The 14,269-nt window shown below is 75.0% G+C and carries 12 protein-coding genes and 1 pseudogene; 7 read left to right on the top strand and 6 right to left on the bottom strand.

The window, feature by feature from the left end; translation table 11 throughout:
- Positions 1 to 17: 17 nt before the first annotated feature.
- Together JXZ78_RS08880 and JXZ78_RS08875 are read right to left on the bottom strand one after the other, a co-directional pair.
- Complete coding sequence (locus JXZ78_RS08880) at positions 18 to 1,499, bottom strand: bifunctional phosphatase PAP2/diacylglycerol kinase family protein (protein WP_030020462.1); 1,482 nt, start codon at positions 1,497 to 1,499, stop codon at positions 18 to 20.
- Positions 1,500 to 1,833: 334 nt separating this feature from the next.
- Positions 1,834 to 2,289: a CBS domain-containing protein gene (locus JXZ78_RS08875; RefSeq protein WP_030020463.1), complete on the bottom strand. Its 456-nt coding sequence runs from the start codon at positions 2,287 to 2,289 to the stop codon at positions 1,834 to 1,836.
- A gap of 413 nt (positions 2,290 to 2,702) precedes the next feature.
- Here JXZ78_RS08875 and JXZ78_RS08870 point away from each other — a divergent pair, with 413 nt between their 5' ends.
- Both JXZ78_RS08870 and JXZ78_RS08865 read left to right on the top strand, forming a co-directional pair.
- Positions 2,703 to 2,999 carry a DUF6158 family protein gene (locus JXZ78_RS08870; RefSeq protein WP_238782766.1) on the top strand — a complete coding sequence of 99 codons (297 nt, stop codon included), beginning with the start codon at positions 2,703 to 2,705 and terminating at the stop codon, positions 2,997 to 2,999.
- A 681-nt stretch (positions 3,000 to 3,680) separates the two neighbouring features.
- On the top strand, positions 3,681 to 4,115 hold the full coding sequence (locus JXZ78_RS08865) for a VOC family protein (protein WP_050502519.1): 435 nt from the start codon (positions 3,681 to 3,683) through the stop codon (positions 4,113 to 4,115).
- Between the two features lie 31 nt (positions 4,116 to 4,146).
- Here JXZ78_RS08865 and JXZ78_RS08860 read toward each other — a convergent pair whose 3' ends face one another.
- A complete protein-coding gene (locus JXZ78_RS08860; protein WP_030020466.1) occupies positions 4,147 to 5,238 on the bottom strand; it encodes an enolase C-terminal domain-like protein in 1,092 nt (363 codons plus the stop codon).
- Positions 5,239 to 5,608: 370 nt separating this feature from the next.
- Between JXZ78_RS08860 and JXZ78_RS08855 the strand changes: the two genes are divergently transcribed.
- Positions 5,609 to 6,469 (top strand): SigB/SigF/SigG family RNA polymerase sigma factor, encoded by an 861-nt coding sequence (locus tag JXZ78_RS08855; protein WP_050502533.1) that lies wholly within the window; start codon positions 5,609 to 5,611, stop codon positions 6,467 to 6,469.
- Positions 6,470 to 6,516: 47 nt separating this feature from the next.
- On the opposite strand, the gene JXZ78_RS08850 is transcribed toward JXZ78_RS08855, so the two are convergent.
- A complete protein-coding gene (locus JXZ78_RS08850) occupies positions 6,517 to 7,920 on the bottom strand; it encodes a PAS domain-containing protein (RefSeq protein ID WP_030020468.1) in 1,404 nt (467 codons plus the stop codon).
- A 181-nt stretch (positions 7,921 to 8,101) separates the two neighbouring features.
- On the opposite strand from JXZ78_RS08850, the gene JXZ78_RS08845 reads away from it, so the two are divergent.
- The 3 genes from JXZ78_RS08845 to JXZ78_RS08835 all read left to right on the top strand — a co-directional run bounded on the left by JXZ78_RS08845 (position 8,102) and on the right by JXZ78_RS08835 (position 11,664).
- A complete protein-coding gene (locus JXZ78_RS08845; protein ID WP_078624295.1) occupies positions 8,102 to 8,950 on the top strand; it encodes an ANTAR domain-containing response regulator in 849 nt (282 codons plus the stop codon).
- Between the two features lie 215 nt (positions 8,951 to 9,165).
- Positions 9,166 to 10,380: an aminotransferase class I/II-fold pyridoxal phosphate-dependent enzyme gene (locus JXZ78_RS08840; protein ID WP_030020470.1), complete on the top strand. Its 1,215-nt coding sequence runs from the start codon at positions 9,166 to 9,168 to the stop codon at positions 10,378 to 10,380.
- A 186-nt stretch (positions 10,381 to 10,566) separates the two neighbouring features.
- Positions 10,567 to 11,664 (top strand): MBL fold metallo-hydrolase, encoded by a 1,098-nt coding sequence (locus JXZ78_RS08835; protein ID WP_030020471.1) that lies wholly within the window; start codon positions 10,567 to 10,569, stop codon positions 11,662 to 11,664.
- A gap of 141 nt (positions 11,665 to 11,805) precedes the next feature.
- Here JXZ78_RS08835 and JXZ78_RS08830 read toward each other — a convergent pair whose 3' ends face one another.
- Both JXZ78_RS08830 and JXZ78_RS08825 read right to left on the bottom strand, forming a co-directional pair.
- On the bottom strand, positions 11,806 to 12,426 hold the full coding sequence (locus tag JXZ78_RS08830; RefSeq protein WP_030020472.1) for a DedA family protein: 621 nt from the start codon (positions 12,424 to 12,426) through the stop codon (positions 11,806 to 11,808).
- On the bottom strand, positions 12,423 to 13,265 hold the full coding sequence (locus JXZ78_RS08825) for an MBL fold metallo-hydrolase (protein ID WP_030020473.1): 843 nt from the start codon (positions 13,263 to 13,265) through the stop codon (positions 12,423 to 12,425). The genes JXZ78_RS08830 and JXZ78_RS08825 overlap by 4 nt, the downstream gene beginning before the upstream one ends.
- A gap of 515 nt (positions 13,266 to 13,780) precedes the next feature.
- On the opposite strand from JXZ78_RS08825, the pseudogene JXZ78_RS08815 reads away from it, so the two are divergent.
- Positions 13,781 to 14,218 (top strand): annotated as a pseudogene (locus JXZ78_RS08815) (hypothetical protein); the annotation flags it as partial.
- Positions 14,219 to 14,269: the final 51 nt, after the last annotated feature.

The raw sequence follows: 14,269 nt of genomic DNA, 5'->3' as shown, positions 1-14,269 counted from the left end.
CCAGCGCCTCGCTTCCCCTATTCGGGCAGCAGCCGGTACACGGTCAGCGCCTCGTTCTCCTTGCAGATCGTCAGCTCACGCGGCGCGGGCGACACTTCGCCGTCGTACGCGAGCACGCCGCCCTCGGCCAGGCCGCCCAGGCGGACCGACCGCATCCGGGACTCGCTCAGCACGGGGGAGTGCCGCAGCGCACCCGTCAGGGCCGCGGTCAGCAGCCGCGTACGGGCCAGCCGCCCGCCGTGCACCACCCGTACGTCCAGCACGCCGTCCGCCAGGTCGTGCCGCCGCACCGGCGCCAGCCCCAGCCCGCGGTACGCGCAGTTGCCCGCGAACAGCAGCCACACCTCCCGCCGTTTCCCGTTGACCTCCACCGTCACCGGGTCGGCCGTCCGCAGCACCTTCCAGGCGGCCAGCACCCCGGCCGGCCAGGCGCCGATCCGGCCCGCCCACTCCTCCCGCACGCGCACCAGCTCCGGATACGCGCCGACGGAGAAGGTGTTGAGGAAGTAGGTCGGGTCCTCGCCCGGCGCGGCACGGAACCCGGCCAGGTCCACCGCGACCGCCTCACCGCTCTCCACCGCCCGGGCGGCGTCCGTGAGCGTCTCGATGCCCAGGTCGTACGCGAAGTGGTTACGGGTGCCACCGGGCAGCACCGCCAGCGGCAGACCGTGCCGTACGGCGACCGCCGCCGCGGCGCACACGGTGCCGTCCCCGCCCAGCACCCCCAGCGCGCCGCCCGCCTGCTTGGCCTGCTCAGCGGCCTCCTCCAGCGCCTTGTCCATCGGCGGGGACTCGGGGTCGCCGCACAGCACCACCTCGGCCTCCGGCAGCACGCCGCGCACCTCCTGCACCCGGTCGGGGCGCGGCCCGGTGCGCTGCCCGGACGCGTGGTTGGCCACCACGTACAGCCCGCGGCCCCCCGGCAGCGAGGGCGCGTCGGCCGCCGGCCGCGCCGGGGGCGCCAGCTGCGCCCGGGTCGGCGCCAGCCCGCGCACCGCGAGAGCGGCACCCACGCCGAGCGCGGCCCCGGCCAGGACGTCACCCGGGTAGTGGACACCGGTGTAGACGCGGGAGAACGCGACGGAGGCGGCGACCGGCGCCAGCGCCAGGCCCCACCACTTGTTCTCGAACGCGACGCCCGTGGCGAAGGCCGCGGCCGAGGCGGCGTGGCCGGAGGGGAAGGAGGTGGTGAAGGGCTGCCGGTTCAGCTGCCGTATGACGGGTACCGCCTCCAGCAGCGGCCGGTTGCGCCGCACCGAGCGCTTGCCCAGGGTGTTGACCGTCGCCGACGCCGCGGCCAGCGAGGCCACCCCGCGCAGCGCGGCCCTGCGCATCGGCCGCCCGCCGAAGGCGGCCGCGCCCGCCGCGATCCCCATCCACAGCAGTCCGTGGTCGGCGGTGCGCGTCAGCCGTGGCAGCACGCGCTGCGCGCCCGGCCAGTGCCGTGACGCGACGCTGTCGAAGATCTCGCGGTCCCAGGTGCTCAGCAGCTTTCGCATGGCCCACCTGTACCCCGAAGAACGGGGCACATACAGCAGCCCCACGGTTCCCCGTGTCGTCCGTTTCATCCGCAGCTGCTCCTGTCGGTCGGATGCCTCGTACGTCTCGTACGTCTCGTGTGCCTCGTGTGCCTCGCGGCGGTCCTACCGGTGCGGCCCGGCGGCCCGGCCTGACGGCTCGGTGCGTCCGGGCGGCGGACCGTGACCGCGCAGCCCGATACAGCCACGACCCGGCTACGGCCACGACCCGGCTACGGCCACAGCCTGACTACAGCCACGGCCTGAGTGCGGCTACGCCCGGGTCCGGGCCCGGTACCCGACCCGCACCCACGGCTCAGACCCTCCCCGGCCCCCCGTTCCCCACGTCCGGCCAGCTGTCCGGGGCGGCCCGGCTGATGTCCGCGAGCGCCGAGTCCGGGTCCTGCGCACGGGCCAGGTCACCGATGCTGATCACCCCCACCGGCGTCCCGTTCTCGACCACCGGCAGCCGCCGCACCGCATTGGTGCGCATCAGCGTGACCGCCTCGCTGATGTGGTCGTCGGGGCCGACACAGACCGGCTCGGGAGTGCACACCGAGCGGCAGGACACGGCGAGCGGATCGACCCCGTCCGCCACCGCGCGCAGCGTGATGTCCCGGTCGGTCACCACCCCCAGCAGCACGCCGTCCTGCGTCACCAGGACGTCCCCGATGTCCTGTGCGCGCATCAGCTGTGCCGCCTCGACCAGCGAGGCGTCCGGCAGGACCGCCGCGACGTCCGGGGTCATGACGTCCCTTACGAACTGTGCCATTGCTGTTCGCCTTCTCTCGGTCGGGCCGGCGGGCGGCAGGTGGGGCCGCCGGGGCCTCCGGGGCCGCCGGGGCGTCCGGGGCCGCCGGGGCACGGGAGCGCCCCGGGGCCGGTCACCCCGGGGCGTCGTGCGGCTGCGCACCCACGGCGCCGGATCCGCCGTGGCGGTGCCGGTCGCCGCGCCGAGCCGGAGCGGTCCTCGTACGATCGAAGGAGGCGACCGGGCGGACCGGGTGGTCCGAGGTACCGGAACGGCCCGCGGGACCGGGGCCCGGCCTGGTAGTGAGTGGGGTGAGGAATCCGAGTTCCATGCCTGCCTCCGGGGCTCGCTCCGAGCCTGCCGCCGGACGTGTCCGGGTGGTTGTGCGAGCGGGTACCCGAAGGGACGCACCCGACACGGAGGGAGAAACCCCGATGCCGTCCCACGACACGCCCACGGACTCCCCGCGGCCCGCGGAGACGACGGCTGCCGCACCGGGCACCGCGACCCTGGGCGTCCCGCCCGCCCGGCTCGACGAGCAGCAGCTGCTGCGCGAGCTGGAAACCATCCACCGCACCCGCCACGACACGCTCCTGCACGGTTCCACCGACGCTCTGACCACCCACAACGCACGCATGGCGGAGCTGGAGGGCGAGTACCTGCGCCGCCACCCGCGCCGCTGGGTCGCCGCCGGCCGCACCCGTTCCGGAGCCCGCGCCCGCACCGGCTGACCGGCCCGCGACACCGCCCCTCGCCACCGCCCGGTGACATCGGGACGTTTGACCGGACGCCGGCCTGGTACCCGGTGACCGGCCGAGCGGCCACGGAGAAGGCCCCGGAACGCCAGGGCGACGGGGCAGTGGGGAGGAGCGCCCGGGTGCGGAATGTGGGGTTGCGCGCCCGGGCCTCTTTCGTGCCCCGTGCCACCGGGTCCCGCTCTGGCTCTGTACGGCAGGTTCGCCATGATGCGGGGCCGATGCGGTGGCCGGCCGCTTCCCGCCCGCATACACGGGGCACGGGAGCTTGAACGCGTGGTGGTACGTGAGGCAGCCGGAAAACCCAGAGCAGTCGGGGCACCACACTTCGCGCCACCCAGCGCAGCCCCCGCAGTACCACTGGACAGGGGCAGCAGGTGGCGCTTCCGGGGCGGTCATCGTACGTGCCCCTCCGGGTGCCGACGGAGGAACACGTTGCAATCGCTGACCGTTGTCCTGTCGCCGCCGGCACACGCCCAGTCCCGCACCTTCACCAGCTCCGCGCGCCCAGGGCAGCCCGTTACTGGCTTCGGCTCGGGTACGGCGCAACGCACACGGCTCCGTTGAGGAATCCTGCACGGGACTTCGCCCGTTCGCCGTCCTGCCGTGATCCAATGCGGTGACCGGCCGTCGGCCGGCGGCTCCGAGGAGGGACACATGGCGGACATCCGGCACACCACGGCAGGCGACACGTCGCAGCGACCCGGCGCGCCCGCCCGCTTCAAGGACCTGGCCCTGGACGCCCGCGACCACCACGCGCTCGCCGACTGGTGGTGCGAGGTCATGGGCTACGTCCGCCGCCCGGCCGCGGCGGGCGAGGAGCAGCCGCGCGCCCGGCCGGTCCCGATCGTCGATCCCGCCGGCCGCGGCCCGCTGATCTGGATCAACCCGGTCACCGAGCTCAAGACCGTGAAGAACCGTATGCACCTGGACGTCTGGGGCGACACCGGCCGCCTGCTGCGGTTGGGCGCGACCTTGGTGCGCAAGCGTGACGAGGACATCGCTTGGGACGTCCTCGCCGACCCGGAGGGCAACGAGTTCTGCGTCTTCGCCCCTCCGGAAGCCACCACCGGGCCCGGCGAGGGGAGTTGACGGGCGAGAACCGGGCAGCCCGGCCGCCGCTTCACAGCACCCGGTACGGCGTCGCCTCCTCGTGATGGAAGTGCAGGCCGTGGCCCGGCAGTTGTTTCGCGCCGGGGCGGATCGTGCCGCCGGACGGGTCGAGGCCGCCGTCGAAGAACATCGACTCGATGCGTACGTGGTCGTGGAACCACTCGATGTGCCGCAGGTTCGGTACGCAGGCGGCCGGGTGGGCGTGGACGTGCGGTGCGCAGTGGGCGGAGACCTCCAGGCCGTGCGCCTCGGCGAGGGCCGCGGCGCGCAGCCAGACCGTCAGGCCGCCGCACCGGGTGGCGTCGATCTGGAGGCAGTCCACGACCGGGGCCAGCCGCGCGAAGTACGGCAGGTCGTAGCCGTACTCGCCGGCGGCCACGTCGCACACCACCAGGTCACGGACGACCCGCAGGCCCTCCAGGTCGTCGGAGGAGACCGGCTCCTCGAACCAGCCGACGCCCTGGTCGGCGAGTGCCCGGCCGACCCGTACGGCCTGCTTGCGGGTGTACGCGCCGTTGGCGTCCACGTACAGTTCGGCGCGCGGTCCGATGGCCGTACGGGCGTGGTGGACGCGGGACAGATCGCGCTCGACGGCCCGGCCCCACTCCTCACCGATCTTGATCTTGACCCGTTCGATGCCCTGCCCGTGCACCCACCCGTTCAGCTGCGTCGCCAGATGGGTGTCGTGGTACGTGGTGAAGCCGCCCGACCCGTAGACCGGCACCGTGCTGCGTACGGCGCCGATCAGATGCAGCAGGGGCAGTTCCAGCAGCCTGGCCTTGAGGTCCCACAGCGCGATGTCCACCGCGGACAGCGCGCAGGCGACCAGCCCGGGCCGGCCGGCGTTGCGCACCGCCCGGCTCATGGCCTCGTAGGCGCCCTGGACGTCCAGCACGCTGCGGCCCAGGACCGGACGGGTGAGCAGGTCGCGGACGACCGAGCCGGCGTCGGCGGCGGCGTAGGTCCAGCCCAGGCCGGTGGTCGTCCCGGAGCGGGCCTCGACGACGATGATGGTGGTGGAGTCCCAGGCGAGGGTGCCGTCGGCTTCCGGCGCGTCGGTGGGAACGGTGTAGGCGGTGACGTCCAGCCGCTCGACTTTCATGGTGACGGAGGGCTCCTCTTCGGTCTCGGTGCGGACCCGGGGCTCGTACGCGTTCCTGCCGCTCCGCGCCGCTCGCAGGGGGTCGCGCCAGTGCGCGTACACCGTCGGCCGGCCCGGCCGCCCGGCCGGTGACCGGTGGTCAGCAGGCCGTCCCGCACGGGTTACCTGACCCGCGGGCCGGAAACCTCGCGTACCGGTGTGCGCCGCGCCCCATTCGGTCCGCGAGGCGTTTACCGCCACGGGCTCCGGGCACGCGATCCGTGTGCTTCGGACCGGAGGCACGCCCGTGGGAGCGAACCTGCTCTCCGAGCGTGCACTCCGGCTGCGCTCCCGCGGAGGACCCCAGTCCACCGATCAGGGAGCCGAGACCATGCCCTCTGTACGCACACATCATCGCGCGAGCAACCAGTGCGGTCGGCCCGCCGACCGTCCGCTGGGCGCGCGCCGCACCCAGAAGAGGCACCCGCACGACGACGCGCCGGACACCGGCGCCGATTTCCGCAGGCTGACGGCGCTGCCCGACGGGCCGGAGCGGGACGCGCTGCGCCAGAGCATCGTCTGTGCCTGGCTGCCGATGGCCGAACGACTCGCGCGGCAGTTCCGCAACCGCGGCGAGACCACCGAGGACCTGACGCAGGTCGCCTCGCTCGGCCTGGTCAAGGCCGTGGACCGGTACGACCCGGACCGCGGCTGCGCGTTCGAGAGCTTCGCCGTGCCGACCATCGTCGGCGAGGTCAAGCGGCACTTCCGCGACCACATGTGGGGCCTGCACGTACCCCGGCGCGTCCAGGAACTGCGCAACCGCGTCCGTACGGCCACACTGGAACTCACCCACGCGCCCGACGACCACCGCCCCGCCGCCCGGGACATCGCCCACCACACCGGTATGACGCTGGAGGAGGTACTGCTCGGCATGGAGGCGCTGGAGAGCTACTCGACGCTCTCCCTGGACGCCGAACTGCCCGGCGCGGACGACGGGTACGCCATCGTGGACACCCTCGGCGGCCCGGAGCCCGGCTTCGACCTCGTCGTCGACCGCGAGGCGGTCAGGCCCAAGCTGCAGATGCTTCCCGAGCGCGAGCGGCAGATCCTCTACCTGCGGTTCTTCTGCGACATGACGCAGAGCCGGATCGCCGACCGGCTCGGCATCTCGCAGATGCACGTCTCCCGGCTCATCAACCGCACCTGCACCCGGCTGTGCGATCAGGTGGGCGAACGGGAAGCGGCCTGATGCCAGGTCCCAGGGCCCAAGGACCCATCAAGGGCTCCATCAGGGGCTCAGGGGTGCAGCGCGCGCCCCAGGTGGCGGGCCAGCCGGTCGACGGCGCCCGCCTCCGCCAGGCTGAACGCCCGCCGCCCGCCGGTACGCAACAGCGACAGGACACCCCGTACGGGCCCGGTCCTCGCCCGCAGCGGCACGCACAGCAGCGACGTCACCTCGGCGCGGGCCAGGATGGGCGCCCCCGCGGCGTCGTGTCCGAAGGCACCGAGGTCCTCCGGGCGCACCTGGAGGGTGGCGTTGCCCGCGCGGGCCGCCTCGACCACGACCGGGCAGTCCCCGGGGAATTGCGCGGCCAGGATCTCCGCCAGGGTGTCCGGGGGGTGCGGGCCCCCGGTGCCGGACGGGTCCGCCGCGCCGTCCGCTGCCGGGCCGTACGCCTCGTCCCCGGCGTACGGCCCGGGTCTCTCCGGTCCGTGCACCGCCACCCGTGTCAGCGGGCCCCCGCCGCGGGTCACCAGATCGGCCGTCACCCAGTCGGCGAAACGCCCGCGCAGCACCCGGCAGGCCCGGTCGAGTACGGCGGTGGGGTCCCTCGGTGACTCCAGGAGTGCGGTGGTCATGTCGTCGAGGAGGTCCATCAGTTCGGTGTTGCGGGTCACCTCGGACAGGCCGGGCCGCGGGTTTGCCGTACGCCCGGCTGCTCCCGTACGGCTCGCGTCTCTCGTACGGGCTGTTTCCGCCACGCGACCTGATTTCCCCGTACGGCCCGCGTCTCCCGTACGGTCGGCCTCCGCCGCGCGACCTGTTTCCCCCGTACGGCCCGCGTCTCCCGTACCGCCCGCTTCCCCCGCACGCTCCCCGGCTCCGGGCCGGTCCGCCGCCATCGCCTCCGGGCCGGTGAGGAAGACGGTGAGGACGGACGTGCCCGGCTCACCCTGGGGCCGCAGTGCCGTCATGGTGGCCCGCAGCGACTCGTCCGCGCGCCGGACCCCGTCCGGCGGCGGCAGCAGCCGGACGACCAGGCTGCGGTCGCCCTCGTTGCGGGCGACCGCGGCCACCTGGGAGCGGAAGGCGGCCCGTTCCTCGGGGACGAGCGAGGCGGTCAGCGGGCGTCCCGCGGCGTATCCGGCGCGCATCCCGAACAGCCGGGTGCCGGCGAAGTTCAGCCGCCGTATGACCGCGTCCGGGTCCAGCAGCACCACCGCGAACGGCATCCGCTGGAACAGCGCGCGCAGCAACTGCTGTTCCTCGGCGGCCCGCCGGGCGCCGTTGTCCCGCTCCGCCGGCAGGCTCCGTTCCAGGCGGGGCAGGAACACGTCCACGACGTGCTGGAGTTCGAAGAGAGCGGCGTCCAGGACGGACAGCCGCTCGGTGGAGGGCAGGGCGCGTGCGGCGCGCAGCTCTTCGACCCGTCTGCGGAAATCCGCGAGTTCCGCAGCGACGCGCTCGACCTCGGCCATGCCCTCACGCTAACCGGTGCGCCACCGGACCGTACCCCGGTGACGGCAAGCCGACCGGTGGCCGGGCCCGCACACCCGAACTCGACGGGAAACAGGCGTTTTTGGCCGCCCGCAACGGGCAGCCGAACCGGTACGGGGTCCATGACTTCCCGTCCACGGACCCGAAGGGACTGACCACACAGTGGACGCGACAACGCCGACCCGTACCCGCTTCGAGACCGGGGCGTCCGACCTCGCCGAGGGGTCCGCCGCCCGCAGCCTCGCCCACCTCGCCGAACAGGCCGCCTGGTGCACCCCGGACAGCTGCGGCGCCGCCGCGACGGTGAGCACCGCCGACGGCACCGCCGAGACCCCGACCGCGGTGACCCACCCCGACCTGTCCGCCCTGGTCAGCGTGCAGTGGGAGTCCGGCGAGGGGCCCATCCCCGCGGCGCTGGACACCGGCCGGGCCACCGGCACCGACGACCTGCTGCACGAGAGCCGCTGGCCCGAGTACCGCGCCAAGGCACTGGAGGCCGGAGTACGCTCCAGCGCCACCCTCCCGTACCGCCGGGACGGCATCACCCTCACCCTCACCGTCTACGGCTTCCGGCCGGGCCTGAAGGTCGAGAAGGGCTGTACGGCGACGGACGTGCTCGGTGAGCTGGCCGCGACCGGACTGGCGCGGGAACGCCGCTACCGCGAAGCGCTGGTCGAGGTGGACCAGCTCGACACCGCCCTACGCACCCGGCCGGTGGTCGACCAGGCATGCGGCATCCTCATGTACGTGCTGGGGTGTGACGCGGACACGGCCTTCGACACGCTGCGCCGGCTGTCCCAGCGCACCAACCGCAAGCTGTCCGATCTCGCCGGCGCCCTGGTCCGTACCCGTGGGCACGGGCTGGAGGCGGAGCTGCGGTGCCTGGGCGAGAAGGCCCGGCGCCCGCACCGCGCGGCCGCCCGGGGCAAGCGCGCGGACACCGCCGCCGATACCGCCGACACCGCCGACACCGCTGACACCGACGCGCCGGACGGCGGCCCCACGCCGTAGCGGCGGCCGGAACGCTGTGTCCCGGGGCCCCGCGCCCCGGCACCCGGACGGAACCGGTGCCGCGCGCCCGCCTCCCGCCGCGCCCGGACACCGGCACTCGGCCGACCGGCGACGTGTCGCCCCGCCTCCCGGCCCCCGCGATCTGCAAAGGTGGTCGGGGCCCGCACTCATGTGATGGGCCCACGATCGACCTGCCGTGGAGTGTGGAGGTACGGATGCAGCGGACGGCCCTGGATCCGGAGCCGGCCCCGGAGCCGGATCCGCCGGCGGGGCTGCCGGTCCTCCCGGAACTCGCCGCGTACCTCGCCGCCGCCGCGGACCGCACGGAACCCGAGCCGCCCGGCGGCTCCCGGCCCCTGCGTGCCGCCGCCTGCGACTACTGGGGGCGCCGCGGCCTGGAGACCGCGCCGGAACGGGTGCTCGCCGCGCCGGGCGCGCCCGCCCTGCTCCTCGCGCTGCTCGCGGCCGCGGGCGGCGACGTGCTGCTCCCGCGGCCCTGCGCCCAGTGGTACGCGCCGGCCGCCGGACTGCTCGGCCGGACGGTGCACCGCGTCCCCGTACCGGCCGAGTCCGGCGGCGTACCGGACGCGTTCGCGCTGCTGGAAGCCGTACGCCGGGCCCGGCTGAGCGGCGCGGGGCCGCGGGTCCTGCTCGTCTCCGTCGCCGACGACCCCAGCGGTACCTGCCCGCCGCCCGAGCTGGTGCACGAGGTGTGCGAGGCGGCAGCGGCGGACGGACTGTGGGTCGTGAGCGACGAGACCGGCCGCGACCTGCTGCACGACCCGCATGACACGGTCGTGCTGAGTCCGGCCGAGATGCTGCCGGACGACGTCGTCGTCCTGGCCGACCTGCGGGCCACCCTGGTGCCGGCCTCCTGGCCCGTCGCACTGGCCCGCTTCCCGGACACCGGACGCGGTGCCGCACTGCGCGCCGCGACCCTGGAACGGCTGGAGGCGCTGCGTACCCCGGTGGCCGGGCCGGTCGCCGCCACCGTCGCCCACGCGCTCACCGAACCGGAGCCCGTACGGCTCCGCACCGCCGCCGCTGCCCGGGTGCACGGCACGCTCGCCAGCGCGCTGCACCGCACCCTCACGGAGGCGGGCGCCGTCTGCCGCCCGCCGCACGCGGGCAGTCACCTGTACGCCGACTTCGACCCGCTGCGCCCACAACTGACTGCCCGGGGCATCACCGGACCGGCCCAACTGGAAGGCGTCCTCGCACACTGGGCAGCGCGCGGCGGGCACCGGTTCGGCGACGATCCGCGCGCGCTGCGCGTACGGCTGAGCACCGAAGTACTGCTCGGGCCCGACACCGGCCACCGGAGACGCGTCCTCGAAGCTCCCGACCCCCTGCGTCTGCCTCATGTGACGGAGGCGTTGAGCGCTCTGTCCGCCACCCTTGCCGCGCTCGTGGACACCGGCTCCTCGTAGCCCGTCGGCGTCGGCGTCGGCCATGCCGCCGTCCACGTGCCCTCTGCGGCCCTCGCCCCTCCGGTCCTCCTTATTGCCCTCTCCCTCTCCTCCCCTCCGGCCTCGGTCCCCGGCCTCCGCCCGTTCCCCCGGTGGCCGTCCCGACCGGCAGTACGGCCGGTCATGCCCACCGAATGGAGCCCCTCGATGACCGAACAGACCGAACGTTCCCTCACCGAGCCTCTCCCGCCGCCCGCCGGCCCGCACCCGGCCGGCGCCGCACCCGCGCCGGTCCGCCCGCAGGGCGAGGTCCGCACCTGGCCCCGCGACTTCACCGACCGGCTCACCGCGCCGCTGCCCGGCGTACGCGCCCTGGCCCGCATCGCCCGCGAAGGCAAGCTGCGGCCGTCCGCCCAGGCCCTCCTGGACATCCCCGACCTGCCCTTCGAGCCCGGCCCGCTCCCGGAGCCCGGCCCCCAGGACATCGCCGTCACCTGGGCGGGCCACGCCAGCTGGGTGCTGCGCATCGGCGGTCTGACGGTGCTGACCGACCCCGTGTGGTCCCGCAAGATCCTGGGCACCCCGCCCCGCGTCACCCCGGTCGGCGTCCGCTGGCAGGACCTGCCGCCCGTCGACGCCGTCGTCATCAGCCACAACCACTACGACCACCTCGACGCCCCCACCCTCAAACGGCTGCCGCCGCACACCCCGCTCCTGGTGCCCGCCGGACTCGCGCGCTGGGCCCGCCGGCGCCGCTTCACCCACGTCACCGACCTGGACTGGTGGGAGGCGGTCGAACTGCCGGGCCCCGCCGGACCGGTCCGTTTCGACTTCGTCCCGGCCCACCACTGGAGCAAGCGCACCCTGACCGACACCTGCCGCTCACTGTGGGGCGGCTGGGTGCTGACGGCGCCGGACGGGCGGCGGGTGTACTTCGCCGGCGACACCGGATACGGCCACTGGTTCGAAGAGATCGGCGGCCGGTACCCGGACATCGACCTGGCGCTGCTGCCGATCGGCGCGTACGACCCGCGCTGGATGCTGCGCCCGGTGCACACCGATCCCGAGGAGGCGGTCCGCGCCTGCCAGGACGTGGGCGCCCGGGCGATGGCTCCGATGCACTGGTCGACGTTCCTGCTGTCCGCCGAGGCACCCCTGGAGCCACTGCACCGCGTACGCGCCGCCTGGGAGGCCGCGGGGCGCCCGCGCGCGGACCTCTGGGATCTGGCGGTGGGCGGGTCGCGGGTGTTGGAGGCTGGGGGCGGGGCCGGGGCCGGGGTCGGGCAGGGGGAGGCGGCCGGGTGAGCCGGGTCGTCCAGGTGAGTTGGGCGATGCGGGTGAGCTGGGTGATCCGGGTGTGTCGGGCGATCCGGGGGACCGGGTGACTCGGGCCGGCCGAGGACGCGTACGGCGCGGCACCGGCGGCCGGACCCCGCGTAAGCCCGCTCAGTCGGCCCGTCCGTGACGCAGCCGCCGCCACACCGCCGGCGCCCCGCTGACCAGCAGCGTCAGACCGACCGCCGCGGCCACGCCCTGCCACGGCTCGCCGAACAGGGAGCCGCCCAGCACACCGATGAGCTGGTACGTCACCGCCCAGGCCAGACAGGCCGGCAGGTCGCCGCGGGCGAAGCGCCGCAGCGGCATCCGGGACAGCAGGCACGCCAGCATCACCGGTATCCGCCCGGCCGGCACCAGCCGCGACAGGACGAGTACCAGTACGCCGTGTTCGCGCAGTTTGGTCTGCGCCTGCGCCAGCCGTTCCGGTGCCGCGCGGTCGCGCAGCCGCTCCAGCCAGCGCGAGCCGTTGCGGGACCGTACGCCGCGCTGTCCGAGCCAGTACAGCCCCAGGTCGCCGAGGAAGGCGGCGAGCGCGGACAGCCCGAAGACGATCAGCAGGGCCCACGGTGACCGCTGGTGGAAGGCCACCACCGCGGCGGAACTGACCACCGCGCCGGTCGGCACCACCGGCACCAGCGACCCCAGCACCACCAGCAGGAACAGTGACGGATAGCCCACCACCTGCTGGGTCGTCTCGGGGGGCACGCTGCCCGCCGGGCCGCCGATCACCGCGCCGCCGCCAGCCGTACGGACTCGCCGTGCGCGAGCCGGTGCACCGCCACCTGGGGCGCCAGCCGCCCGGCCTGCCGCGCGAACTCGTCACCGGGGGAGTGGAACTCGTGCGGGCGCACCGCGTCCAGGCCGATCGGCCAGTACGTGCCGTAGTGCACCGGCACCGCGCTGACCGGCGCCAGCCGGGCCGCGGCCTCGGCCGCCCGCCGCGCGTCCAGATGGCCGTGGCCGAGGAACGGCCCCCAGCCGCCCACCGGCAACAGCGCCACGTCTACGGCGCCGACCTCCTCGGCCATGGTGTCGAAGAGCCCGGTGTCACCCGCGAAGTACGTCGCCGCCGCGCCGTGCACCACGTAGCCGAGCGCCGGAACCCGGTGCGGGCCGTACGGCAGCCGCCGCCCGTCGTGCGCCGCGTGCACCGCGCGGACGGTCACCTCACCGGACCCGTACTCGTACCCGGTCCCGTTTCCGTTCCCGGTCCCGTCCGGGTGCGCCGCGCGGATCGTGACCGACTCGCCGGGCCGCAGCTCGGTGACCGGCAGTCCCCGCGCCGCCGCCACCCGCCGCAGCCCCGGCACCGCGGCGACGGCGCCGCGCGGCACCACCACCCGGGTGCCCGGCGCGAGGCGGGCGAGGGAGGCGGGGTGCAGGTGGTCGGCGTGCAGGTGGGAGACGAGTACGGCGTCGGCGCGGGCCGCGCCCGGCGGCGGCAGCTCGCCCCGGCGGCGCCGCAGATGCGCCAGCCGCCGAGTGAACAGCGGGTCGGTCAGTACCCGTACGCCCGAATCGGCGACCGTAACGGTGGCATGTCCCCACCAGGTGACCTCCACCGCCACGTTGACCTCCCGACCGGAAACGGAAACGACGTGCCGCGCGCGGGCACACGGTCTCCGTCCGCCGTACGTCCCCCTCCGATCCTGCCTCATTCCGCTCCGGCGCCTGTCAGGCCGGGGCCAGGCCGGGCCGTGTCCCCCGGCGGGCCCGCTCGCGGACCGCTCCCCGGCCCGCCGGACGAAGACGGCGTGCAGGTCCCGCGCCGCCCGGGGCGCCGAGCTCGCCCGGCGGCGCTGGATCACCATGCGGACCTCGGTGGCGTCGTCCGCCGGCGGGCGGCAGGTGAGCGCGCCGCTGCGCTCCAGCGGGTCGCCGAGCACGCTGTAGTCGGGCAGCACGGTGGCGCCGAGCCCCTCGCCCATATCGGCTTGCCCGTCTCCGCGCCGTCGGCCGAGTACGAGACGGGCCGTCGGCCGAGTACGAGAAGGACGGTGTACGGCCCCTGAGCAGCCGGTGGACGTAACGGTGCATGACGTACCCGGACCGCATCACGATCAGCGGTTCGGCCAGCAGATCGCCGGAGGCGATCCGTGCCGTGCAGGAGGGGCTGGGCCGCAGCGAGTCCGAGGGGCAGCGGCGGATGCCGGCCCTGCACGGCGGCAGTACGGACGGGCTGGAGGTCGCGCCCAACCTCTGGGCGGGCATCGGGCTGGTACGCGGCGGCGCCGGCACCGCTCTGGTGGGCAGCCGCGCCGAGGTGGCCGAGCGGATCACCGAATACCACCGGCTCGGCATCGAGGCATTCGTGCTGTCCGGGCACCCGCACGTCGAGGAGGCGTACTGGTCCGGGGAGGGTGTGCTGCCGCGCCTGGCGAAGGCTGGGCTCTGGAGCCGGCCGGGGGCGGGGGCCGTGGGGGCGGCTGCCACGGCTGCGGCGTCCACGGCGGCGGCGTCCACGGCTGCGGGTGTGCCCGACGCGCCGGAGCTGCGGATTCCGTTCGCCGGGGGAGCCTGAGGCAGTGCCCGGGGCCGGGCCTCCCGGCGCCGTCGTCCGGCCGCGCTGTCA

Source organism: Streptomyces monomycini, from assembly GCF_022271435.1.
Taxonomy (GTDB): Bacteria; Actinomycetota; Actinomycetes; order Streptomycetales; family Streptomycetaceae; genus Streptomyces; species Streptomyces monomycini.
Note: the sequence above shows the minus strand (reverse complement) of the source record. Positions and strands in the feature narration are given on the sequence as shown.